Here is a 24,401-nt window from a genome sequence, read left to right on the forward strand (position 1 = left end):
AACTCTAAATATCAAAATTTCTGTCTCCTAAAAGAACAAACCCCGCGTAATGCGGGGCTTGCTCTAGGCAGTGTCTGTTTTTTTAGAAGCTGTAAGCAACAGAAGCTTTGAAGTTACGACCTGCTTCGTAGCTGGTGTACTTCTCAGAACCCCAAGAGATACCAAAGCCTGTGTGCTCAGCGTACTTCTTATCAAATAGGTTATCGACAGCAAGGTTAACCGACAGGTCCTTAGCAAAATCTGGAACGTAAGCCGCCCAAATGTTGTGAGTACCGAAGCCAGCACGTTCAATCTTCACGCCATCTTCATCTGTGTAGTCATTACCCGGAACAAAACGTGAATCCCAACCAAACACTAGCTCATTAGATAGGCTGTAGTTGAAGCCCGCTTTGATGTTGTGGATGCCAGTCTTGTTCATGTGGCTTGTTGTGCCATTTTTTAGACTAGTTTGGTCACCGTCAGAGAACGAGTGGTTTGCGTATAGCGCAAAGTCATCGATGCTGTAAGTAAATACTGTCTCTACACCCCACACTTCAACATCGTACTGGTTTGCCAGTGTTGTGTTGTTTTTCGTTGGGTGCATTTGGTTATCAAGGTCGTACTGGTAAGCCGTGAAACCTAGGATTGCGTGATCAGCTGCAAGCAAATCAGACAGATCGTAATCGAAGCCCGCTTCGTAGTTGTTACCTGTCATCGCCTTAGTATCCGCTTGATTTACATCGCTCGCGGCTTTCATGGTTAGCGTTTCAGGAAGTGCAGCACCCTTGAATAGACGACCATAACCAACACGTAGTCTTAGGTTGTCTGTTGTTTGGTGCTCACCTTGGAACTTAGGTGAAAGCTGGTCGTACTTACCAGAGAACACGCCACCTAGTTCGTGCACGTCATAACGAAGACCTGTCACAAAACGGAAGTCACTGATTTCAAAGGCGTCTTGAGCGTAGATACCGTAAGCAGTAACGGTACCACCATCCATGTCGTAGTTCTTAGTTTCGCCTGCTTTAGTACCTGAAGTGTAAGTACCTAAACCAGAGTCAATCCACTGTTTCGCTTTGTAGCCTTCAACACCATAAGTCAGCTCATGATCACCGACCCATGAGATATTACGGATATCACCACCAATGGTTGTTACATTGTATTCACGATCTGGAATAGACAGTTCGCCGTCTTTGGTGAATACCCAGCTACCTGATGAATTATCCCAGTTACCGTAGTCTTCAGTTAGTGCATCACGGTCCATGTACTGACGGTTGTAGTACAGGTCAGTTGTTAGGTTTACAAGATCGCTGCCATTGTCGTAATGGTGGTTTAGTGTCACTGTATCGCGGCTGATTGCATGGTAGTTATGCTCATCATCTGCGTACAGCGCACCCGCTTTTTCACCTGAAAGCTGGCGCTTACCACCATCTTCGTATTTGTTGAATGTCAGCTTAAATTCGTTGGCGTCGTTTGGAATAAATACCACTTTCGCCAAGCCAGACTTTAACTCGCCTTGCTTAGATGTAACGTCATCTTCACCAGGGATATGTAGGTCACCATCTTCAGAGTAGTTAGCGATACCCATGAATTGCAGTTTGTCGTTTAGCTTCGCGTAAACAGCTACGTTAGTAGTGAAACGCTCATAAGCCGTTTGGTAGCCAGTCTTAACACGTGCACCAACTGTTTCGTCACCACGCAGTAAGTCACTCGGATCTTTTGTTTCGTAGCTGAATGAGCCGTTAATCGCACCCGCACCAGAAAGTACAGAGTTACCACCTAGAGTAATTTCTGCAGATTTCAGCATTGCAGGATCAAACGTCTGGTCACCTGAGTGGTGGAACAATTGACCTTCTTGGCGAGCGCCATCGATGGTAACAACCGAGAACTTGTCTTCCATACCACGGATGAAGACTTTACGAGAGTAACGAGCGTTACCATCTACCGTTACGCTCGGCATGGTATTCAGAACATCTTTAATGTCTGACGCTTGTTTCTGTTCCAGAGTATCAGAGTTGATCTCAGTTTGAACGTGTTGATCTAGGGCGGAACCGACAACAACGACGGTTTCATCGGCAGCTTGGGCAGCAAAAGTAGTAAGTGCAACGGTAATCGCTGCAGAGAGTGACTTCAGTTTCATAATGGTACTTATATTTTATAAACAACAACAAGAGCGGTGCATAATACACGATGCAAATGATAATTCATCTCATTTACATTCTTTACTTTTCTATGCTTTATTTTTATAAAATCACAATGTAGTATTCATCAAAGTTCACTGAACTCTTGTTTTTTGAACTGAATATTTCAAAAAATCCTAGAAATAGGTAGCCATCAGTCTCTATCTGGTGGCTTTTTGAAAGAAACCCGCACGAAACCCACCCAAACCGTTCGAAATAAGCCAATAATTACCAACAGGAAAAATCAAACAACTGAATACAAGATTACATTGCTATTCAATTAATTAGTCATACTCTGGTTTAGACACTTCACAATAATTCGATGGCTTAACTTTCCTTACCACGCTTACATGTCGTTACGCCAGATAACAAATGCCCTTGCTATGATGATTCACGTCATAACAAAACCGCCATCATCGCTATCGAAAAATTCTTATGAAAACTCTTTACCAACTTTCGGACTCTGACTTTGAACAATACCTCCTTTCAATCAAACCCATAGTCAGAAGAAGTGCCAAATCTCAGCGTGAAATAGAACAAGTTGCTATCGAGTTTGGTTATCAATTTACCGATAGTTATCACTACCAAAATCAGACCACAAAGGTTTCTCTGCTTTGCCCAAGTTGCAACCACATAGTCTTTAAACAACCTCGCTCAATACTCACCAACCCTGCTTGTCCTAGCTGTAAAGTGGCAACCAAAACAAAGCCATCCAACAACCAGGCCACTAACCGTTCAATTCGGCTTGATGACTTGATATCGACCCAAGGCTCAAAAAAGCTCGCTAAAGCAATTAGAGATTCCAAGATTTAAAAATAAAGTCATTTAGACTCAAATAAGTCATAGGGGAATAAATTTAAGTGAGTCATATAGACTCTTAAGTCAGTTAAAAACATTCCCAAACCCCATTTGATAACGATTCTCATTATTGGCATGTAACCTGCTAATATTAAGTCAGACTCTTTGATTATGCTTATTAGAGCCTTGCTATCGAGGCACTCAATAGGAGATTAAGATTATGACAGAACTACCCCACGGCTTGGTGTCAGGCACAGTGATTGGGAGAACTGATTGGAACCATCAACTTTTCTCGATTGAAGTGAAGGCGCCTGTCTCCAGTTATCTTGCAGGACAATTCACCAAACTAGGGCTCGAAAACGAGCAAGGAGAATTAGTCAGACGCGCCTACTCAATGGTGAATGCTCCTTCACACACTAAGGACCATCAACATTTAGAGTTTCTGATAGTGAAAGACTCTGACGGACAACTGTCTCCGAAGCTCCACCAGCTTCAACAAGGTGATGAGGTGTTTGTTGGGCGGGATCCTAGTGGATTTATGACGCTCGAAGAGATCCCTTCGACCGCGAACGATCTATGGATGTTGTCAACAGGTACCGCAATTGGCCCCTTTCTATCTCTTTTAGAACAGCTTCAACAACAAGAGACACCTCTGCCGTTTAAGCACCTCATCCTCGTTCACGCGGTAAGGACTCAAGCAGATCGAACCTATCAAGAACGCATCCAAGCATTCATCCAACACTTTCAAGGAGCACTTCATTATGTGCCAATTATTTCACGAGAATCCGTTGCCGGAGCTTTGCGCGGACGAATCCCAAGTCTGTTACTTGGAGGCGACCTTGAGCAAGCCACGTCTGTCACTATCAATAAAGAGCGTAGTTTCTTCTACCTTTGCGGCAATCCAGAAATGGTTCGCGACACCAGCGCAGCCTTAAATCAGCTCGGATTAGAAAAGCACCTACGTCGTAAACCCGGTCAGTTCAGTAGCGAAAATTACTGGTAACCCGAACTCATTCTCTTCAAATTCAATAACAAAAGGATCACTTTATGGGCCATTTACGTATTCCAAAGCACTGGACGATTCAACGCTCAACGCCCTTTTTCACCAAAGACAATATTCCAGCGGCACTACTCAACCAACACAATACCGCCGAGGGTGTGTTTGGGCAGATCTGTGTAATGGAAGGGACTGTCACTTTCTATGGCTTTGCTAATGCTGATGCTATAGAGCCAGAGCAGGTCATCGTGATTGAAGCGGGTCAATTTGCTACGAGCCCTCCTCAATACTGGCACCGTGTTGAACTCAGTGACGATGCGCAATTCAACATTAACTTTTGGTCTGAAAAAGAGACCAAGAAGATGTTCAACACTCGTAAATAACAGTGTGCTCTTAAGATCTCCAATAACGAATAGCCGTATAAAACCACACAATAACCATAATAAAAACAATGACTAATCATGATAGACAACACATCTAAAGTGGCGCACACTGCGTGAATTGATCATTTTGATACTTATTATTGATGTTTAAGGTAAGAGAGGAAGCCATGCTCAACATTGCTTTTTTTAGCTCAAAATCATACGACGAAAAGTCATTTACACTGGCGAAAGGTGAACTCAAGGCTGAGTTTCATTTTCACGACTTTCGTTTAACAACCACGACAGCGAAGATGGCTCACGATTGTGAAGCAGTCTGTGCCTTTGTAAACGATGATTTATCTCGCGACGTTTTGGAAGTCTTGGCTCAAGGTGGCACTAAGCTTATTGCAATGCGTTGTGCAGGCTTCGACAAAGTTGACCTAGAGGCAGCAAAAGAGCTTGGTCTTCAGGTTGTTCGCGTTCCGGCTTACTCACCAGAATCCGTGGCTGAGCACACAGTCGGCATGATGATGTGTTTAAACCGAAAACTGCACAAGGCATATCAGCGTACTCGTGACGCGAACTTCTCTCTTGAGGGCTTGGTTGGTTTCAACTTTCACGGTAAAACCGTCGGTGTCATCGGTTCAGGTAAAATTGGCCTCGCGACCATGCGTATCCTGAAAGGCTTGGGAATGAACATTCTGTGTTACGACCCATACCCTAACCCACTTGCTGAAGCACTGGGTGCAAGATATGTCGAACTGGATGAGCTATACCAACACTCAGACGTGATTTCTCTGCACTGCCCTATGAGCAAAGAGAACTATCACCTACTTGATGCGACAGCATTTAGCAAAATGAAAGATGGCGTGATGATCGTGAATACCAGCCGTGGTGAACTACTGGATTCTACAGCGGCAATTGAAGCTCTAAAACAGAGCAAGATTGGCGCACTAGGCCTTGATGTTTACGACAACGAGAAAGAGCTGTTCTTCCAAGATAAGTCTAACGATGTGATTGTCGATGATGTATTCCGTCGTTTGTCTGCATGTCACAACGTACTATTCACTGGCCACCAAGCATTTCTGACTAAAGATGCTCTATCAAACATTGCCAACACCACGCTCGGTAGCATTATTGCTTACTTTAGCAATGAAAAGAGTGGCAATGAGCTTATCGAGCTATAACCGATAGCTCTAGATACGAACGACCACGAGCTGACTTGGAGCTCGTGGTTCATTAAAAGATCCTAAATACAGAAGTGGCAGTTTTCCGTATCTAAGCCATGAATACCATTTCGAATCGCCAAATGTTCATTACCCGCATCGATACCCATTTGGTACCCCTCACTCAATAGCGTCTGGTCCATGGTCAGCCTTTTTACTCCAAAATTCTCTGGGGGCGCGATCACTTTGATCTTGGCATCCTTCGGTGGGTTACGAATAAACTCTAGCGACTGGTTATAGTTTTCAGCACGTACCGCCATCGATTCTGCAATATTGGGATACTTTGAAAGCAGCTTTTTGATCACCCATTGATATTTTTGTGGCTTCATCTGATAGCTCAAGGGATGTGACAAGATCACAGTAATATCACGCGCGCCGCGACGATAAGCTTCTCGAACGGGAATAGAGTCCGCGACACCACCATCGGTATAACAACCACCTGAAAAGCATGGCGTTTCTCGATAAGCGATAGGTAAAGCTGTTGTCGCCTCTACGACATTGGAAAGGTTTTCTGGCTTGATTTGGTAGTAGTTCGCATTACCAGTTTCAACATTGGTCACCACTGCATAAAACGGAATGCCCCCAAATAGACGGCTGTAATCTAATGGGTAACGTAGGTTCGACTCTTCCCACAACCATTTCACGTCTACCAAATTGCCACCCTTGGCAAAACGCGCTGGGTTAAAAAAGGCTTTGTCTGTCGCCATGGTGGTGATCACATCTAGACTACGACGTGGTGCATGAGACAGATAGCCGATTAAGTTGGAAACGCCAGCCGACACACCGAATGCAAAATCATACGGTTTAAAATCCTTCGCCATGAATGCATCCAATACACCCGCTGCGAAAATACCTCGCATTGCGCCGCCTTCTACAATCAGTGCTTTCTTACTCATTTTTCTACTCTATTTACTGCTCTAAAACTGATAAAAGGAATAGTAAAACTCGCTAGCTCCAAATGATAATGGGATAAATTTATAGATTCGATAGGCAAAATCTATCGACAAAAACCGCAGACGAAGTCGCCTGCAGTTACAAAGATTTAAATAAGCCAGATTTATGAAGATCAGTTAAGAATGGCAGAGCCGAGTTTTAATGTCGCGGCTATGTTTCGTGCTGTTCGAGTTAGGTTGGTTTCTGCCTCTTTCAATACTTGCTCTAGCGGCTGAGGAGAACGTACTGTGCCAAAAAGCGCTCCCATCGCAGAGTAGAGCTCATCAACTTCAGTGCCTAGCGAACCCGCGATTCCGATAGTTGGGATACCCTGCTTTTGTGCTCGCAGCGCAATACCAAAAGGGGTTTTACCTTGCAAGGTTTGGTTGTCCATCTGCCCTTCCCCAGTCACAACCAGTGAAGCACCTTTAAGTACCTCGTCAGCATTAAGAGTGTCGAGCACCATCTCAATACCAGGCTTTAACTGCATCGCAAACAGCAAGCTCAACCCCATTGGCGTGCCGCCCGCTGCACCATAGCCTGATATTTCTAAGGTGTCGCTTTTAGCAATGCTAGGGTGTTGATGCATGGCAACGCTCGCAAAGTGATGAAGAGCCGAATCCAACGCTTGTACTTGGTCAGACGATGCCCCTTTCTGTGGACCAAAAATATGACTCGCACCATTTTCGCCGCAAAGTGGGTTTGCAACATCACAGGCGACTGTCAGGTCAATATTGCGCAAGCGATCATCTAATCCTGAAAGGTCGATCGTCGTTAGCTGAGACAAAGCAAATCCACCTAACGCGATTTCTTTACCTTGTTCATCAAGCAGCTTGCCTCCTAGTGCCTGAACAATACCTGCACCGCCATCATTGGTCGCACTGCCACCTAACCCAAGTATGATCGCCTCTGCACCTTGCTCAATCGCTTCCAGCATTAATTGCCCAGTACCAAACGACGTCGCTAGCATTGGGTTACGCTTATCTGGAGCTAACAAATCCAAACCGGAAGCTGCGGCAATCTCAACAAGGGCAGTACGCTTTGGGTTACTAGGTGAAGGCTCTAGCATTGCCCATTGCGCGGCAACTGTATTACCAAGCGGGCCCATAACTTCAGTGGTGTACTTGTTACCCGACAATCCCTGAAGCAGCACATCGACAGTGCCTTCTCCGCCATCAGCTAGGGGAAGTGCCACATACTCTGCATCCGGAAACACTTCTCGAAATCCGTTTTCAATACATTTCGCCACAGAAGCAGCGTCTAATGACTCTTTGAATGAGTCTGGTGCGATAACTATTTTCATAATTCGTAGATCCAATAAGCCCCTATGAGTGATCGACAAGCCAATCAAACGATAGGGGCAGTATAACCAGAGATGCGGTATTAGCTTGCTGCTGCAGTTTTTACTTGTGACTTCTCTTTAGATTTTAACCACACCATAATCGCGCCAAGTACAGCAATTGGTACTAATGGGTCGATCTAGACAAACCAAACAATAGAGGTATTGAAGTTATTTGCTAATCGAACCCTTGGGATTAAGGGCTAGAGTACTCTTCTAGCCCCTTCGAAGCACCTTCAAAATACGAACCGCAAAGAAAATCACTAGGCTCGTGACATAGATCTTACCAACCCATAACCCCAGATTCATAAGCTGATTTTCCTGCTCAACTAGAAGCTTATATTCAGCGTTTGAGAGGTAAGGGTCGTCAAAGGGGGCAATATTGATCCCAAAAATAAGCCAAATGAATAGAGCAACACCGCCTATGGAGACAAACAACGCCAGCAGTGACAGTTGTTTAAGTACTCCGAATAGTGTTTGTCTATTAAACGACCATTGCGCTTTTTTCACTTTGTGTCCTCTATCGTGGGGGAAATGCGTAAAACGAGACGACTAGAGTCTCAAGTTCCACTTGCCTTGGTGGTCACGGTCGCAGTTTTCTTGAGTGTCGTAACTGATGTGTTTATCAGCATTCTTGAGTTTAATCCCAACCTGATTGAACGCATTTTGAATGACCGTAGCGACTTCCTGTTGGCCTCCACTCTCTAAGAAATGGGTTCTATCTTGATTGGTATCGAATACACCAACGATTTTCAGGCTCTGAGGAAAAGAAGAGAAGTTGACTGTATGAGTCACCCACAGAAAACCATCGTAGCTTTTCAAGGTATCTTCACAAACGTCGGTGAGTACGTCTCTAATTTGATTTTCTATCTTCTTATCGGATTTGCGCATAAAGCAACGTTCCTATTTAACACCTTAAAATATAAGGTTTTTACAACTCAAATCTATTAAGCCGTATTGGACACTGTGGCTGCTTGAATTGCAAAGTATTTATAGGGAATCAAAAGGGAATATATTTGGGGGAATATGTCAGAAAGAACGACCCACGTTGATTAGCAAAGCTATACAGCAAGGTAATCAAGCATGAGTCGTACATACAAGTCTGGGGGTTAAGCGCTAGCCGCTTGTTCCCAATCCGTCAGCAATTTCATGATTACGCGTGAGTTTTGGTGAGTTGCCATTGGCGCAGCAAGTTCCTTGTTACCTTGCTCAACCGCTTGGCGGATATTGCGCACTTGATAATGGAAGCCATCACCTTGCGCTTGGACTTTCACTTCACGTTTCGACGTTTCGTAAATCTCAACCGTGAATCTGTTTTCTTCAGTCGGTAACCATGGATTGGTATCGAGAGTGATACAACCTTTACTACCTAGAATAGTAAAACCATGCTTTAACCCGTGATCTTCTGCAGTGTGGATTTGCGCAGTAAAGCCATCATTGAAACGCATCATCGCTGACGATTCACAGATATTACCATCTTGGCCACGTCGGCCAATTGCAGAGATCTTCAGGTTTTCAAACACACCCTCGCCAAACTGGTGCTGCGCGACAGAGTGAATTAGAGACATCGGGTAACAACCTAGGTTGTACAATGCACCTTTACTGTCTGGATTCACAAACTGATCAATCGCCGCGATGTATGACGCTTGAATCGAGCGTACTTGACCAATTTCGCCACTTGCTAGCTCTTTATGAAGCGAAACGATAAGTGGGTGGTTTAGATACATCAAACCTTCAGTAAAAAATACATCCGCGTCTTTAACAGCCGCTAGCGCTGCGTCGGTTTTCTCCATATCAACCGACAGCGATTTCTCACACAGAATCGCTTTGCCTTTTTGAGCGGCTTTAATTACATACTCGTGGTGAACATGATTTGGCAGCGCAATGTAAATAATATCAACTGACTGATCTTCGATGAGAGCGTCATAGCTATTAAAAGTGACGGTTGGTTGATATTGCGCAGCAAACTCGTTCAGTGTTTTCTCTGTACGCCCTGCAACTGCATACAACTCACTTTGAGCATCACCTTTGATTGCATCAGCCATGACACCCGAAATAAAGCTAGTTCCTAGGATTCCCCATTTCATCGCTTACTTCTCCTGCTTCTGAGTTTCAAATGCTTGTACCAGTTCAGTCATATCCGTCTGAATAAAGGCCTGCGTATGAGGCATACCAAAGTGTTGATTGATCGCTTCACGATCAGCGTACTGCTCAAGCAGGATAACTCTATCACTCTGCTTTTCATCATAGGTTGCAATCGCTTGTAAGCAACCCGGTTCACTCTGCATGTCTAGGCAGAACTGCTCGATCGCCTCGATGGCTACAGCACGCTCAATGTTTGGCTTTATTCTTAGTTCAGCCGTTACGAAGATAGGATTCGTCATTTTCATCTTTCCACAGTTTTAGATCCTCACCAATATAATTACCCCTTAATAATTGATAAACTCACGTTTCGTTTATTGTTTGTAAACTAAGAGTGTTTAATAGGGCTTTATCATGGACAAACTAACTAGCATGAAAGTGTTCGCTTATGTGGTTGAGCACGGCAGCTTCCGACGCGCCGCAGACCACTTTGCCCTCTCGGCAACCATGATCAGCAAACACATTCACTCGTTAGAAGCCGGCCTGAATACCCAGCTACTTCATCGCACTACACGCAAACAGTCTTTAACCGACTCCGGCCAGCTCTATTACCACGAGTGTAAGCGGATATTGGAAGATATCAGTAACGCAGAAAATCTAATTCAGACACTCGAAAACAAGCCGCAAGGAACGGTGAAAATTAACAGCCCTATCACCTATGGAAATAAGGTGTTAGCTCCCATCATTGCCAAGTTCTTAAGCCTGCACCCAAGTATTAACGTTGAACTGATGCTAAACAATGACCTCGTTGATCCTTACTCTTCGGACATCGATTTGATTGTGCGTATTGGGGAACTCACCGACTCCAGCTTGGTTGCTCGTCATCTGGGTGACTATGAGATGATTTATGCCGTTTCCCCCTGCTATTTAGAAAACCATCCTAAGATTGAATCGGTCGATGACTTAGCTAACCACCCATCTTTAGGTTTCAGTTACTCTAGCCGCGGTGATAGCCAAACTAAGCAGACTGCGATTCACTCTGGAACCTCAGACCACGTTCGATTGCATTCAAACAACGGGGATGTACTTCGCTATGCCGCTTTGCAAGGGGTAGGCGTATTACTTCAACCTCGAATTTTGGTTGAAGAGGAGTTAGAAAAAGGAACATTGAAAGAGATTTTGCCAGGATGCGCGCCCAAACCGAAACCGGTTCACCTGCTGTACAAAACTAAGCAACTCTCTTTGAAAAACAGAACTTTTGTCGATTTTTTGCTGAGCGGGTTAAACCTAACCTAATAGAGCCTTTAAACGCTCCATCAAAACATCACGAACCGCCTGTGGCGTAGACTGATGAACAACGCACTGTGAGCATTGATTAAACGCCATGAAGTGTTTCAGCTCCTGCACTAAGGCTTCAACAAACGACTCAAGCTGTTTGACCTTACTTTCGAGCACTAGGTTGTTGATGTGTAAACACCCTTGTTTACGGTCGACTTTACAATCCATGCGCGCTACCAACTCGCCCTGCCACAGCAAAGGCAAGCTAAAATAGCCATATCGGCGCTTGGCTTCTGGGACATAACATTCGATCAGATAATCAAAGTTGAACAGGGCATTCATTCGCTTTCTTTGAATCAGAAGATTATCAAACGGCGATAAGATTTTGAGTTTACCTCGGCTCAATGGTCGCTTGAGCAGGTCGAGTGAGTGTGGAAGTAAATAGTAAGCGTGCTGATTAATGGCAACCTCTATCACCTCGCCCTCCTCTAGCATCTGCTGTAAGACTTGGTTAAGCAGCGGCTTGACGTTCTTCAGTAGGTAACTCATTTCCGAAACAAGCCCCACTCCATTCGCCTGTAAGAATTGGACGATCAGATAACGAGCGTATTCGAACTCGCTGGGCACGCTGGTATCAATGTGGCTAGGAACGACGCGCTCGGTTAAATCATACACCTTGTGAAAATTAACCCGCTTAGGCACCATCAAGTCCCCCTGCATAAACAAGGTTTCCAACGCTTGTTTGGCAGGTTTACCGCCCCATCCACCTTTGTTAGCCCGTTCACCCTCAAAGTCTTTGGCCATTAACGGACCTTCTTGCTCAATTCGTTTTAGTACATCGTCCATCAAGCTTTGATCTTTCTTATACCAGTGTTTCAGCTGTCCAGTTTTAAAGCCGTTTTTACGATACAGGCTGTAGCGATAATCACGCATTGGTAGGTAAGCGGCAGCGTGCGACCAATACTCAAAGACCTGCTTTTGTTCGAGCAGTACATCAAGATCTTTGGGTTGATAGCGAGCATTTCGATTCCAAAGCGTATGGTGATGAGCACGCTGGATCACTGAAATAGTGTCAATTTGGATATAACCAAGCTGCTCAAGAGCTGACAAAGTGACTGCTTTAGAGGACTGTTTGACCTGCTTAGGCGGCAACAGTTGAGAGTGCAGAATAATTTTTCGAGCTTGGGCGAGAGACAGCGAATCCATAAAGATCCTGAGAATGACGAAGGGAATAAAAATAGCCTATCGATTCATATGTTTGCTGTAAAACGACGTAGTCACAAAACAGCAAACACTCTCAATAGGCTATGCAGATGGTTATGACTCTTGTTCTAGCTCTTCGAGTAAGATCTGCTTATACGTTTCTACCGTTTGTGCACCCGTCACAGCGCTGGTTCGGTTGATCACAACCGTAGGAACAGAAGATATACCTAATCTTTGCCATTGGAACTCTTGCGCCTCTACTTGCTCGATGTGAGATGCCTGACTCAAACGCTCAAGCGCTTTTTCTGCGTCTAGACCAACTTGTTCTAACTCGCCTTTCACCACATTAAGGTCAGAAAGGTCTTTCTGTTCGCTAAAGTGTGCAGTGAAGAAACGCAGTTTAAGGTCGGTTTGTTTGCCATGCTCATTAGCATATTCGAGCAATACGTGAAGGTGACGGGAGTTTACCATTCTCATTTCATCGTAAAAATCGAATGTAAAGCCAACCTCTTTACCACGTTCAGCGATATTTAGACGATTTTGCTGACTCTGCTCCGCACTGATTTGGTATTTACGCATCAGATGCTCACGAAGGTTTTCACCCTCTTGTGGCATGTCTGGGTTTAGCTCAAAAGGCTGCCAAGTAAGCCCAATCTTCTGTTCTAGTCCAAGCTCATGAATCGCCTTTTCCAAATTCTTGTAACCGACCACGCACCAAGGACACATGACATCGGAAACTACATCTAACTGGATTTTATTACTCATCGTTTTTCACTTAGTACTCTACGTACAGTTATGCTGGTCGAGATAATATAGATAATTATGAACAGTCGTTCAACTACAAATTAGTTCTAGCTTATATACATTGATTTGCCTTGAAAAGCGCCTTAACTACTCTTGGTTTTCTGGCCTTCCTTGAATCAAACTCCCCCCAGTTTGATGCACACCTTTAGTGTCATCAGGGTTGTAAAGTTTGCATTTCTCCATCGATAAACAGCCACAATAGATACAGCCACTTAACTCACTTTGCAGTGTTTTTAAGCTTTGAATCTTTGCTTCTAACTGCTTATTCCAATCCAGAGCAAGTTGCTCCCACTCCTCTTTCTTAGGCGCTCGATGAGTGGGCAGCGTTGCTAACGCATCAATGATCTCTTGTAGAGACAAGCCGATATTTTGCGCCGCTTTAATGACTGCAATTCTTCTTAGAATTTGTCGATCAAACTGGCGACGATTCCCTTGATCTCGAGTACTGGTGATAAGTCCTTTCTGCTCATAGAAGTGTAGCGTTGGCACACTTACACCAGCTCGCTTAGCCACCTGCCCTACTGTCATATGCATAAACTTTCTCCTAAAAGCCGTTGACCTCAAGTTAACTTTAGGATTTAGAGTAACCCAAAACGAACACAATTACATGGACAGAGTATGAAAAGTAAAACCCCACCCTACCTCGCAGGACGATTCTTTGATGGCATTAGTTCTGGTCTCTTTATGTTGGCATTACCTTGGTTAATGCTCAGCCAGCCCGGTCAAGGTGAATTCGTCGCACTCACGGCACTGGCTTGTACCCTCACTACTTTCTGTTCAACACCCTATTTCTCAGCCTTGATTGACAGACATTCACGCAAAAACATCTTGGTATGGATGCAGGTCATTCAATTTATGACGGCATTTTTGGTCGCTTTCATCTACGTTATCGGCTGGGGAAGCCTATGGGTGTTAGGGGCCGCGCAACTGATCTTTTGGGTATCGAGCAACTTAGCTTGGCACACCAATAATGCGTTTACTCAAGAAAACTACGACCAAACGGAGTATGCGAAGATCTCAAGTTATCAAGAGGTTGTCATGCAATCGACGACGCTAGGCGCTGGCGCTCTGGGAGTGATTCTGCTGGAACAGTGGAGCATTATTGAGTTTGGGTTGTTTGCAGGCATCGCCTCTTTGTTAGCTACCTTAAGTTACCTGCTAACCCCTTACCAACGTCGTATAAAATCATCAGTTCGTACACCATTCAAACAACAACTGATTGAGATAAGGACACTCGTTATTCAATCGCCCTCTTTCTTTGCTTTTTTAATGGCGTCGTGTCTCTCTTATCCGGTACTTACTTTTCTAAGTCGTCTGGTTCCAATCTGGTTCTCTGAAATCAACATCACTGGTGATTGGTTGGCCCTTTACAACATAGCTTTAGGAGTGGGAGCTTTGGTTATTGGTTTGTTGATACCTAAAATCCTAAAAATGGCTTCTCATCAAACCATCATGCAACTGTCGATGCTGATCATTGGTTTAACCTTGATCGCCATTGGCCAGCTCAGCGATCCGGTTTACATCATCGCGCTAACCTTAGCACTAGGGGCGTTCAATGCTCTCAATCGAATCGCAAGGACTAACTGGATGCACCATTCCGTAGACATGGCTCATCGAGGACGCGTTGATGGTGGCCTAACCTTATTCGCCACTATGACGCAAAGCTTAAGTTACGTGCTGATCGCCTTCTTAGCCTCAACTGATGCGATTGTGTACGGGTTTGTGATTGTAGGAATTATTGTACTAGCCGCAGCACTTTGGATGACACAGCTTGTTAAGCAGATTAGCCCAGAGTGCACTCTGTCGAATCAATGTGTTTAGCTTCTATTCGTAAGAAACGCTCAATAAAAACCAGCTCACATAGAGAGCTGGTTTTCGATGCATAAGTAAGGCGTTGAATGATTTAGTTGAGAAGCTTTTCAATCACTTGGAAAACACCCGCTTCTTTATTGCTTGGCGCACTGAAACGCGCAATCTCTTTCAATTGTGGATGCGCATTATCCATCGCATACGAGTGGTAGCTCTCTTTTAGCATCTCGTAATCGTTGAGGTAATCACCAAAGCTCATCGTCTGTTCGTATGTGAAGCCCAAGGTATTCTGAAGATGTTTGATCGCCGCACCTTTTGAGGCTTCCGCATTCATTACATCCAACCAAATTTTAGCACTGACGACGACTTGAAAATCTTCACCAAACTTCTCGTTGATAGAAGGATTCACAAACTCTTGCGAGCCACCGAAATGACAAATCGCAACTTTGATGAATTCATCGTCAACCGCCAGTAGATCATCCACCAGCTCGCAACGGTGATAGTATTTTGCGAATTCAGTTGTCGCTTGCTCGTCTTGCGTTTCAATATACGCAGATTTCTTACCGCAAAGAACCAAATGAGCGCCTTCAATCTTGCGCGCCTCTTTGATGAGCGCTTGAATCGATGCTTTATCGATCGTGCAGCTATAAAGCTCTTCGCCTTTATGCATCACTAGTGTGCCGTTTTCAGCAACAAACATCATGCGATCTTTAATCGGCGCAAAGGTCTCCATCAGGCTGTAGTACTGGCGACCAGAAGCAGCGGCGAACATAATATCTTGCGCTTCTAGCTTCTCATACAGGTCAAAAAATGCAGGATCGAGCTTACCGTGCTCATTGAGTAGAGTACCGTCCATATCAGCAGCGATAAATTTAATGTTGTGGTGTGGCATCTTCAAAACTTACCTTAAAATTATTGTCATTTACCCGCCATGGCGAGCTAAGAGCGAGAGTATATCTCAACAAGGAGCGCTATTTCTTGTCCTAAACACGCCTTTCTTTCTATATCAGAATCAGTATCCAGCTAGCGTCAACCAAGTTTTATGGTAATGATCTTTATCTGCTTCCAATCTTTCAAACTCGCTTCTAACAATAAGACCTTCTAAAAATACCATCATCATTTCTGAGCGAACATCGTCGTTTGATGATGCACTAATCACCTGATCAAGAAGGCTTTTTATCCAAGTTTTATGCTGTTGAGATAAGTGAGCAATCTCGCTTTCAGACTCCTTAAACTCAGCCAGAGCATGCATGAACATACAGCCCTTAAAATCGTTTTGTGCGAACCAGTTGAAATGCCAGTCCAACAGTGAAGATAGCTTTTCTTGCGAACTCCGAGCTTCAGCTATACAGGCCACTAAACTCTCTTCAAATCTCTGATGGCGCCTTGCCAATACCGATTCAATGAGCTTGGTTTTAGAACCAAAATGACGATACATCGAAGTCTTTGAAACACCCGCTTCGTCACGAATCATATCGACACCCACCGCGGTGTAACCAAGCCGATTAAATAGAGACTCTGCCACGTCTAGAATTAGATCTTTTTTACTCATTACTTTCAACTCGTTAGATAAATTCAAAAACACAGTTTGAAATCTGTCGTTGCAAGAAGTGTACAGATCGGTATCATTCAAATCAAACGGTACAGATCTGTACACTTTAAAATATCAAACTATCCTAGTCGAGGAGATGAATATGAGAAGTCGATTATCAGGTGGAGGCGCGCTACCACCCAAAGCTGACGCAATGCAAAAGTTAAAAGGATTTGTCGGTGGAACTGCAGGAATTTTAGTGTTGTCTCTGCTTGCGGATTATTCAGGAATACCTTGGTTAATGGCGCCATTTGGAGCCACGTGTGTACTGCTATTTGCCGTGCCCACTTCGCCGCTAGCGCAACCGAGAAACATCGTACTCGGCCACTTCATTTCGGCTGCCGTGGGATTATCTGCTCTATTTGCATTTGGTGATTCATACGTCGTCATGGCGATCGCAGTCGGAACTGCCATCATGTTGATGCAACACTTCCGAGCGGTTCATCCACCAGCGGGAGCTAACCCTATTGTTATAGCGCTCGCTGGCACCGCCAATATTGATTGGACATTTCTGATCACGCCGGTATTAAGCGGCAGTTTGGCTCTTGTTTTTATTGGTACTCTGTTAAACAACAGCAATAAAAACCAAGCATGGCCACTCTATTGGCTTGGAGAGAAAAGCCAATAAACACATGATAGATATAGAAAAATAGTAATCAGATAACGGTAAATGTGCGAGTTAGAAAAGATAAATTTGACCGACTCGGTAAATCGGCTTACTATTAATCGTCTTTTAACGATTAGTAGTAAGCGAAACATCACCATGACAGCACAATGCGAAGCGAAGGGTAACTGCGGTACGCTGCCACCTGGCAACAGTGAAGCGGAACAAGAGATGGCAGCCCTAGCCAAAGCACTTGCTCATCCTGCAAGAATACGTATTTTGAGTATTCTCTCTGCTTTAGAGAAGGCCGGTGGTTGTTTGAATAGTGACTTGGTTAGCGAATTGGGTCTGGCTCAATCGACAGTTTCCGAGCACCTAAGAATTTTGAAAGCCAGCGGTTTTATTACAGCGGAATCCATCCCACCTAAGATGTGTTACCGCATTGACCGCGACAATATTCAGCGCTTTGAATCTATCTTTAATAACATATTGAAGTAACAGCCATTATTGGCTAGAAAACAACGATCACACTAAGTGACAGACCGAAAATGATCTGTTCCCATTAGTGTGTTTTTTTGCCTTAATCAATCGTCTTTCGACGATTAGCGATAACAATAGAGAGAATAGTATGAAACCGAAGTTGAGTTTTCTAGATCGCTACTTAACACTCTGGATCTTCATCGCCATGGGACTGGGTGTCCTTCTGGGTATTATGTTTCCACAAATTGAACAGTGGAACGAATCAATGTCAGTAGGCAGCACCAATATTCCATTGGCTATTGGTCTGATCCTAATGATGTATCCGCCACTGGCTAAGGTAAACTACAGCCTATTGGGCACCGTGGTTAAAGATAAACAAGCGATCAAACTGTCACTCATCATGAACTGGATCGTTGGCCCAATCTTGATGTTTGTTCTTGCGATTACATTCTTGGGTGACCACCCAGGTTACATGGTCGGCGTTATCCTAATTGGCCTTGCTCGCTGTGTGGCAATGGTGTTGGTTTGGAATGACATCGGTGGCGGTAACAAAGAGTACGGCGCGGCTTTAGTTGCTCTCAACAGCGCTTTCCAAGTCGTGAGCTACAGCTTTATGGCTTGGCTGTTCATCAGCGTATTGCCACCTGTGTTTGGTTACGAAGGCATGATGGTTGATATCTCTATGATTGATATCGCCCATAGTGTACTGATCTACCTAGGCATCCCGTTCTTAGCAGGTTTCCTAAGCCGTAAGATCTTGGTTTCGATGAAAGGTGAACAGTGGTACACAGAGGTATTCATCCCACGCATTTCTCCAATGACTTTGATTGCACTATTAGCAACCATTGTTCTGATGTTCAGCCTAAAAGGTGAGATGATTGTTGAACTGCCAATGGATGTACTGTTAATCGCGATTCCGCTGACAATTTACTTCACCGTGATGTTCGTTATCAGCTTCTTTATCGGTAAAAAGATGGGCATCGATTACGACAAGAACGCATCGATCGCTTTCACCGCAACGGGTAACAACTTTGAATTGGCGATTGCAGTCTCTATCGCGGTATTTGGCATCAACTCTGACCAAGCATTCGCAGGCGTTATTGGCCCACTAATCGAAGTACCAGTCCTGATTTACCTAGTAAACGTCGCTCTGAAAATGAAAGACAAATATTACTCAGGTCAAACAGTAAAAACGCTTAACTAGTGTGAGCGGATATAATCACTATTGATACAGAAACCAAAGGCTCATTCCGAAAGGTATGAGCCTTTTTAATTTCCGAACATCATTGAACAGCTGCACAGACATTTAATCGAGCAAACTCTTTAAACCATGCTCCAACCACTTAAGCGCAGGACCTTTGTTTTTGGTCTTCGACAAAATCAGATCCACTGGAGGCGACCAAGTTTTATGATCAAAGGCGATGTTAATTTCCACCAGCTGCTTCTTATCTATCTCGTCTCTAACTAGGTGCTCTGGTAGGTATGCCCAGCCAATATCACTGCCCAACAACATCTCTTTAATCACGATAAAACTGTTCGACCACCACACTTTCCCAGCAATCAAAGGGAACTGATCCATCAGCTTGCCCTTATCGCCCCTCAACATTAGCTGTCGATGGGGAAGCAAGTCAGGCAACCTCGCTTCTGGAACACAAGCAAGGGGATGATTGGGATGGCAGACCGCCACAAACGGCAGATGACCAATAAAACAGGGCTCGGAGCCAACATCAAACGCCAAGTCAGTGAACATTAAACCGATATCCGCTTTCTCCTGCTGTACAAACGGGTTCACCTCTGTGGTGGTGCAAGCGATCAACTCAACCTCTGTGGCAGGGAAATGCGCGCTGAACTCTTTCAGTATCGGTGACAAATTCGGGACTAGCAGTGAATCGTCGAGCGCCAATCTAATCAGCCCCTCTTGTTGATCATTAATGGCGTTAACCATTACGTTCAAATCTTCGACCTGCATAATGATCGCTTTCACTTGCTTGTAAATCTGCTCACCTTCACGAGTGAGTGTCGGCTTCCGAGTTGAGCGATCAAATAGCGTGGTATTGAAATCGATTTCCAGATTACTAATACCTTGGCTTACGGCAGATTGGACTTTCCCTAGCCTTCGCGCACTTGCTGAAAATGAACCCAGTTCTACCGCATAAGCGAACATTTTGAGTTGTTCTATATTGTACATACCACCCGCCTATCATCACCATTAGTGATGGTTACTATCTTTTTATTATCAACATAATCGATATTATTGCCACCATTGAAGGGGACAAATGCCCAACTGAATAGAAAAGAGAAAACGACATGTCACATAAAGAACGAATCTTACACATGGTGCTATTTGAGCTAGTTGCATTAGTTTTAATGGCAGGGCTTGCCACCTACATTACTGGTAACGGCGCTGGGGAAATGGCGGGGTTAGCGCTTGCGATGTCGCTAATTGCCATGGCTTGGAACTATGTCTACAACTACGGCTACGACAAAATCTTTGGAGCGGACAGAACAAAACGAACCAAAAAAACGCGCGTATTACACGGGCTTGGCTTTGAGCTTGGGTTAATGACCGTGACACTACCAGTGTTGATGTGGGTACTTAAACTCGACTTTCTAACCGTGCTTATCATGGATATTGGCTTAGTTGTTTTCTTCGTGGTGTATGCGATTGGCTTTAACTGGGCTTACGATTCAGCCCGTGATCTTCTGGTCAGTAAAGGCAAAGTAAAAGCATTGGCATAAGGATAAGGGAAAGGAGTTAGGTGAAACAAAAGCGGTCGTAAAATGGAGATAAGTACGACTGCTTTCCTCAAACGATACATCGTTACTGCAATTCGATTCTTGACTACGAACTTCGAAAATAAAAAAAGTAACAACAATAAAACAAGCCACACGACCACATCACATTTAGAAAGTCCAGTTTCAGTACCAGAGACTCTTGCGCGCAATTTAAACAACCGTTTGATTACATTTCGGTCATCAAGGCAGTAACGTCACAAAATCAAACTCTCGGCTTGTCGTACCAGTTGTGCATTGCAGCGCATACGAGTAGCTTTAGCTCGAAGTGAACGTTCGCAACTGTCATCAAAACAACCATCGAAATACCCACTCTTCTTTCATATGAGTTTCATTTGTGATCAAAGTTGCGCTAATTAACAATAAAACCGCGTTTCATTAACAAATTCATGCTCAAACGCTCATTTTTAATGTTCGTTTGTTTTCGGGTTCGCAAATATATGCACAATACACGTGCTAGACAAGCAAACTAACAAGGACTCGAACAATGACAATAAAAAAACACCCCTCTTTATTCGGCGAATGCTTAGCAGAATTTATAGGGACAGGACTACTTATTTTCTTCGGTGTAGGCTGTGTAGCTGCACTCGTACTAACTGGCGCAGCATTTGGTCAATGGGAGATCAGTATTGTATGGGGCTTCGGCGTGACCATCGCAATTTACTGTACTGCTGGCGTATCTGGTGCACACATTAACCCTGCAGTGACTATCGCACTGGCTATGTTCCACGGGTTTGATAAGGCGAAGGTTGTGCCTTACATCATCTCTCAAATGCTTGGCGCATTCTGCTCAGCAGCGCTGGTATACACTCTTTACAGCAACTTGTTTACTGACTATGAAATCGCGAATAACTTCGTACGTAGCAGCCAAGATGCTCTTGCAACAGCTGGTATTTTCTCGACTTACCCACACGCTTCCCTTTCTTTCTTTGGCGCTTTTGCTGTGGAATTTGTGATTACAGCTGTTCTGATGTTTGCCATTCTTGCGCTTGGCGATGAAAACAACGGTGCTTCTCGCGGTGCAATGAACCCACTGCTTATCGGTATTCTGATCGCTGTAATTGGTGGCTCTTTAGGTCCACTAACAGGTTTCGCGATGAACCCAGCGCGTGACTTCGGTCCTAAGCTATTCGCTTACTTTGCAGGTTGGGACTACGCACTGAGCGGTGCTCGCGACATCCCTTACTTTATTGTTCCAATTCTTGCTCCAATTGCTGGTGCGTGTTTTGGCGGCTGGTTATACCCGAAAGCCATCGCTGCATACCTACCTGCAACGGGCCAAGGTTGTACTATTCCGAATCAATGTGAAACAGAAGAAGAAGCTGAACAAGCTCGTGCTTAACCCCTAAGCCTTCCAACATTTACTAAAATATAGATAACGAAATAAAAAGGATTCTTACCATGACCGAGCAAAAATATATTGTAGCGCTAGACCAAGGCACAACAAGCTCTCGCGCTGTTATCCTCGACCATGATGCGAACATTGTTAGCTCTTCTCAACGAGAGTTTACTCAAATCTATCCAAAAGCAGGCTGGGTAGAGCACGATCCAATGGAGATTTGGGCAACGCAAAGCTCAACTCTGGTTGAAGCACTAGCGAAAGCAGGCATCCGCAGTGACGAACTTGCTGGTATCGGTATCACCAACCAACGTGAAACAACGATTGTTTGGAACAAAGAGACTGGCAAACCTGTTTACAACGCAATTGTATGGCAATGTCGTCGTACCGCTGATATCTGTGAAGACCTAAAAGCGCGTGGCCTAGAAGATTACGTACGTGACAATACAGGTTTAGTCCTTGACCCGTACTTCTCAGGTACCAAAGTTAAATGGATTCTAGACAACGTTGAAGGCGCACGCGAAGACGCTGAAGCTGGTAAGCTACTATTCGGTACTGTCGATACATGGCTAGTTTGGAAGATGACTCAAGGCCGCGTTCACGTAACGGATTACACAAACGCATCACGTACTATGCTGTTTAACATCAACGACCTATGTTGGGACAGCAAGCTACTAGACGAAATGGGTATCCCAGCATCAATGATGCCTGAAGTGAAACGCTCCTCTGAGGTTTACGGCCAAACTAACTTGGGTGGTAAAGGCGGTACTCGTATCCCAATCGCAGGTATTGCGGGTGACCAACAAGCAGCACTTTACGGTCAAATGTGTGTAGAAGCGGGGCAAGCGAAGAACACCTACGGTACGGGTTGTTTCCTTCTAATGAACACAGGCCAAGAGAAAGTAACATCGAAAAACGGTCTACTAACGACACTAGCATGTGGCCCTAAAGGCGAACCAGCTTACGCACTGGAAGGTGCGGTATTCATGGGTGGCGCATCAATTCAATGGCTACGTGACGAAATGAAGCTTCTGGCTGATGCGAAAGACTCTGAGTACTTCGCAACAAAAGTAGATACGTCAAATGGTGTTTACGTTGTTCCTGCATTTACTGGTCTAGGCGCACCATACTGGGATGCTTACGCTCGCGGTACTATTGTTGGTCTAACTCGTGGTGTTAACTCTAACCACATCATTCGTGCGACACTGGAAGGCATCGCTTATCAAACTCGCGACGTACTAGACGCAATGCAAGCGGATTCTGGCATCAAACTAGCAAACTTACGTGTTGATGGCGGCGCGGTAGCGAACAACTTCTTGATGCAGTTCCAATCTGACGTTCTGGATACAGAAGTTCACCGTCCTGAAGTAACCGAAGTAACAGCCCTAGGTGCAGCTTACCTTGCGGGTCTTGCAGTTGGCTTCTGGGACAGCATCGATGAGCTTCAAGACAAAGCCGTTCTTGATCGCACATTCGAACCGCACCATGACGAAGAGAAGCGTAACCGTCGCTACAAAGGCTGGAAACGTGCAATCAAGTGTGCACAAGTATGGTCTGAGCTTCACGACGATGAAGAAAACGAAGATTAATTCGTTATAAATCGGGTGTGATTTAACCAAAATCACCAAACGAAACTCAAAAGAGCACGCCTGTCGTGCTCTTTTTGCGTTTTAGCCCCGATAACTCAGCATAGAAACTTCTCACATCGCGCCAATTCGCGCACAATAGAGCGAGTATATATTTTCGAAATTGGTGTTCTAGAGCAAGATCTAGGCACATGGGAGCAGTAAGTGAAGCAGATACCAAGGCACCAGCAGATTGTCGATCTGGTGAAAACACAGGGATACGTCAGCACAGACGAACTCGTTGAGAAGTTTGATGTAAGCCCACAAACCATTCGACGCGACCTCAATGAGCTCGCAGACAGCAACAAAATCCGCCGCTACCACGGTGGTGCCACTATTCCTTTAAGCTCTGAAAATACCTCTTACAACACGCGTAAAACGCTAAACTTCAATGAAAAAGACGTCATTGCTGACGAGGTGGTGAAACACATTCCAGATGGCGCGACTCTGTTCATTGATATTGGTACTACACCGGAAGCCGTCGCTCGTGCCCTCAATAAGAACCATAAACAGCTGCGTGTTGTGACGAACAACATCAATGTCGCGACTATCCTGCTGGCTAACCCTGAGATCAAGGTAATCCTCGCTGGCGGCGAAGTGCGAAATAAAGATGGTGGAATCATGGGCGAAGCGACGCTCGATTTCGTCAAACAGTTCCGCCTAGACTTTGGCATCCTAGGTATCAGTGGCATCGACTTCGACGGCTCACTGCTCGATTTTGATTACCATGAAGTGCGAGTAAAACAGGCCATCATCGAGAACAGCCGCAGTATCTTCATTGCTGTCGACCACTCTAAGTTCGGTCGTAATGCGATGGTGAAGTTAGGCAATATTAATCAAGCACACATGGTTTTCACTAACCAGCAGCCGCCAGAAGAGATTCACACCATTCTTAAAGAAGCTGAAATTCCTCTAGAAGTGATTGAAACGCGCTCAGCTCCTTCAGAATAGGCATTGATTTCGCGAATCTATCATTTGCACT

The 24,401-nt window shown here is 44.7% G+C and carries 25 protein-coding genes; 12 read left to right on the top strand and 13 right to left on the bottom strand.

The window, feature by feature from the left end; all coding sequences use genetic code 11:
- Nucleotides 1-82: 82 nt before the first annotated feature.
- Complete coding sequence (locus AC6R05_RS21975) at nt 83-2,116, bottom strand: TonB-dependent receptor domain-containing protein (protein ID WP_500648618.1); 2,034 nt, start codon at nt 2,114-2,116, stop codon at nt 83-85.
- 1,058 nt (nt 2,117-3,174) lie between these two features.
- Between AC6R05_RS21975 and AC6R05_RS21980 the strand changes: the two genes are divergently transcribed.
- From AC6R05_RS21980 to AC6R05_RS21990, 3 genes are all read left to right on the top strand, one after another.
- A complete protein-coding gene (locus AC6R05_RS21980; protein WP_500648619.1) occupies nt 3,175-3,957 on the top strand; it encodes a ferredoxin--NADP reductase in 783 nt (260 codons plus the stop codon).
- A gap of 44 nt (nt 3,958-4,001) precedes the next feature.
- Nucleotides 4,002-4,334 carry a TehB family protein gene (locus tag AC6R05_RS21985; RefSeq protein WP_500648620.1) on the top strand — a complete coding sequence of 111 codons (333 nt, stop codon included), beginning with the start codon at nt 4,002-4,004 and terminating at the stop codon, nt 4,332-4,334.
- Between the two features lie 167 nt (nt 4,335-4,501).
- On the top strand, nt 4,502-5,500 hold the full coding sequence (locus AC6R05_RS21990) for a 2-hydroxyacid dehydrogenase (protein WP_285465738.1): 999 nt from the start codon (nt 4,502-4,504) through the stop codon (nt 5,498-5,500).
- A gap of 62 nt (nt 5,501-5,562) precedes the next feature.
- On the opposite strand, the gene AC6R05_RS21995 is transcribed toward AC6R05_RS21990, so the two are convergent.
- From AC6R05_RS21995 to AC6R05_RS22020, 6 genes are all read right to left on the bottom strand, one after another.
- On the bottom strand, nt 5,563-6,435 hold the full coding sequence (locus AC6R05_RS21995; protein WP_500648621.1) for a patatin-like phospholipase family protein: 873 nt from the start codon (nt 6,433-6,435) through the stop codon (nt 5,563-5,565).
- A gap of 170 nt (nt 6,436-6,605) precedes the next feature.
- A complete protein-coding gene (locus AC6R05_RS22000; protein WP_500648622.1) occupies nt 6,606-7,775 on the bottom strand; it encodes a glycerate kinase in 1,170 nt (389 codons plus the stop codon).
- Nucleotides 7,776-8,027: 252 nt separating this feature from the next.
- On the bottom strand, nt 8,028-8,321 hold the full coding sequence (locus AC6R05_RS22005) for a hypothetical protein (RefSeq protein ID WP_500648623.1): 294 nt from the start codon (nt 8,319-8,321) through the stop codon (nt 8,028-8,030).
- A gap of 42 nt (nt 8,322-8,363) precedes the next feature.
- Nucleotides 8,364-8,702: a Fis family transcriptional regulator gene (locus AC6R05_RS22010; protein ID WP_500648624.1), complete on the bottom strand. Its 339-nt coding sequence runs from the start codon at nt 8,700-8,702 to the stop codon at nt 8,364-8,366.
- Between the two features lie 218 nt (nt 8,703-8,920).
- Nucleotides 8,921-9,898 (bottom strand): Gfo/Idh/MocA family protein, encoded by a 978-nt coding sequence (locus AC6R05_RS22015; RefSeq protein ID WP_500648625.1) that lies wholly within the window; start codon nt 9,896-9,898, stop codon nt 8,921-8,923.
- Between the two features lie 3 nt (nt 9,899-9,901).
- The gene (locus AC6R05_RS22020; RefSeq protein ID WP_032550577.1) at nt 9,902-10,201 is read right to left on the bottom strand and encodes a putative quinol monooxygenase; all 300 of its coding nucleotides are present in this window, start codon (nt 10,199-10,201) and stop codon (nt 9,902-9,904) included.
- Between the two features lie 106 nt (nt 10,202-10,307).
- On the opposite strand from AC6R05_RS22020, the gene AC6R05_RS22025 reads away from it, so the two are divergent.
- Nucleotides 10,308-11,189 (top strand): LysR family transcriptional regulator, encoded by an 882-nt coding sequence (locus AC6R05_RS22025; protein ID WP_500648626.1) that lies wholly within the window; start codon nt 10,308-10,310, stop codon nt 11,187-11,189.
- Here AC6R05_RS22025 and AC6R05_RS22030 read toward each other — a convergent pair.
- From AC6R05_RS22030 to soxR, 3 genes are all read right to left on the bottom strand, one after another.
- Nucleotides 11,181-12,377 (bottom strand): winged helix-turn-helix domain-containing protein, encoded by a 1,197-nt coding sequence (locus AC6R05_RS22030; RefSeq protein WP_500648627.1) that lies wholly within the window; start codon nt 12,375-12,377, stop codon nt 11,181-11,183. The two genes, AC6R05_RS22025 and AC6R05_RS22030, sit on opposite strands and share 9 nt — an antisense overlap.
- 111 nt (nt 12,378-12,488) lie before the next feature.
- Entirely contained in the window at nt 12,489-13,139 is a 651-nt protein-coding gene (locus AC6R05_RS22035) for a DsbA family oxidoreductase (RefSeq protein ID WP_500648628.1), read from the bottom strand.
- Nucleotides 13,140-13,265: 126 nt separating this feature from the next.
- Complete coding sequence (soxR, locus tag AC6R05_RS22040; RefSeq protein ID WP_500648629.1) at nt 13,266-13,712, bottom strand: redox-sensitive transcriptional activator SoxR; 447 nt, start codon at nt 13,710-13,712, stop codon at nt 13,266-13,268.
- Between the two features lie 84 nt (nt 13,713-13,796).
- Here soxR and AC6R05_RS22045 point away from each other — a divergent pair, with 84 nt between their 5' ends.
- A complete protein-coding gene (locus AC6R05_RS22045) occupies nt 13,797-14,999 on the top strand; it encodes an MFS transporter (RefSeq protein WP_500648630.1) in 1,203 nt (400 codons plus the stop codon).
- An 82-nt stretch (nt 15,000-15,081) separates the two neighbouring features.
- Here the strand turns inward: AC6R05_RS22045 and AC6R05_RS22050 are convergent, their stop codons facing one another.
- A complete protein-coding gene (locus AC6R05_RS22050) occupies nt 15,082-15,879 on the bottom strand; it encodes a Cof-type HAD-IIB family hydrolase (RefSeq protein ID WP_500648631.1) in 798 nt (265 codons plus the stop codon).
- Between the two features lie 120 nt (nt 15,880-15,999).
- The gene (locus AC6R05_RS22055; RefSeq protein WP_500648632.1) at nt 16,000-16,539 is read right to left on the bottom strand and encodes a TetR/AcrR family transcriptional regulator; all 540 of its coding nucleotides are present in this window, start codon (nt 16,537-16,539) and stop codon (nt 16,000-16,002) included.
- Nucleotides 16,540-16,681: 142 nt separating this feature from the next.
- Here AC6R05_RS22055 and AC6R05_RS22060 point away from each other — a divergent pair, with 142 nt between their 5' ends.
- The 3 genes from AC6R05_RS22060 (at nt 16,682) to arsB (ending at nt 18,866) form a co-directional block, all read left to right on the top strand.
- A complete protein-coding gene (locus AC6R05_RS22060) occupies nt 16,682-17,206 on the top strand; it encodes an HPP family protein (protein ID WP_500648633.1) in 525 nt (174 codons plus the stop codon).
- A gap of 135 nt (nt 17,207-17,341) precedes the next feature.
- Nucleotides 17,342-17,680: an ArsR/SmtB family transcription factor gene (locus tag AC6R05_RS22065; RefSeq protein ID WP_032550585.1), complete on the top strand. Its 339-nt coding sequence runs from the start codon at nt 17,342-17,344 to the stop codon at nt 17,678-17,680.
- Nucleotides 17,681-17,810: 130 nt separating this feature from the next.
- The gene (gene arsB, locus AC6R05_RS22070) at nt 17,811-18,866 is read left to right on the top strand and encodes an ACR3 family arsenite efflux transporter (protein WP_500648634.1); all 1,056 of its coding nucleotides are present in this window, start codon (nt 17,811-17,813) and stop codon (nt 18,864-18,866) included.
- A 102-nt stretch (nt 18,867-18,968) separates the two neighbouring features.
- On the opposite strand, the gene AC6R05_RS22075 is transcribed toward arsB, so the two are convergent.
- Nucleotides 18,969-19,850 (bottom strand): LysR family transcriptional regulator, encoded by an 882-nt coding sequence (locus AC6R05_RS22075; RefSeq protein ID WP_500648635.1) that lies wholly within the window; start codon nt 19,848-19,850, stop codon nt 18,969-18,971.
- A 119-nt stretch (nt 19,851-19,969) separates the two neighbouring features.
- On the opposite strand from AC6R05_RS22075, the gene AC6R05_RS22080 reads away from it, so the two are divergent.
- The 4 genes from AC6R05_RS22080 to AC6R05_RS22095 all read left to right on the top strand — a co-directional run bounded on the left by AC6R05_RS22080 (nt 19,970) and on the right by AC6R05_RS22095 (nt 24,370).
- Nucleotides 19,970-20,401 carry a PACE efflux transporter gene (locus AC6R05_RS22080; RefSeq protein WP_446576448.1) on the top strand — a complete coding sequence of 144 codons (432 nt, stop codon included), beginning with the start codon at nt 19,970-19,972 and terminating at the stop codon, nt 20,399-20,401.
- A gap of 541 nt (nt 20,402-20,942) precedes the next feature.
- The gene (locus tag AC6R05_RS22085) at nt 20,943-21,797 is read left to right on the top strand and encodes an MIP/aquaporin family protein (RefSeq protein WP_150869894.1); all 855 of its coding nucleotides are present in this window, start codon (nt 20,943-20,945) and stop codon (nt 21,795-21,797) included.
- Between the two features lie 59 nt (nt 21,798-21,856).
- The gene (gene glpK, locus AC6R05_RS22090; RefSeq protein ID WP_032550592.1) at nt 21,857-23,383 is read left to right on the top strand and encodes a glycerol kinase GlpK; all 1,527 of its coding nucleotides are present in this window, start codon (nt 21,857-21,859) and stop codon (nt 23,381-23,383) included.
- A 201-nt stretch (nt 23,384-23,584) separates the two neighbouring features.
- The gene (locus AC6R05_RS22095; protein WP_032550593.1) at nt 23,585-24,370 is read left to right on the top strand and encodes a DeoR/GlpR family transcriptional regulator; all 786 of its coding nucleotides are present in this window, start codon (nt 23,585-23,587) and stop codon (nt 24,368-24,370) included.
- The last annotated feature ends 31 nt before the right edge of the window (nt 24,371-24,401 follow it).

The sequence above is a fragment of the Vibrio sp. R11-SG3-ISO9 genome (assembly GCF_059834255.1).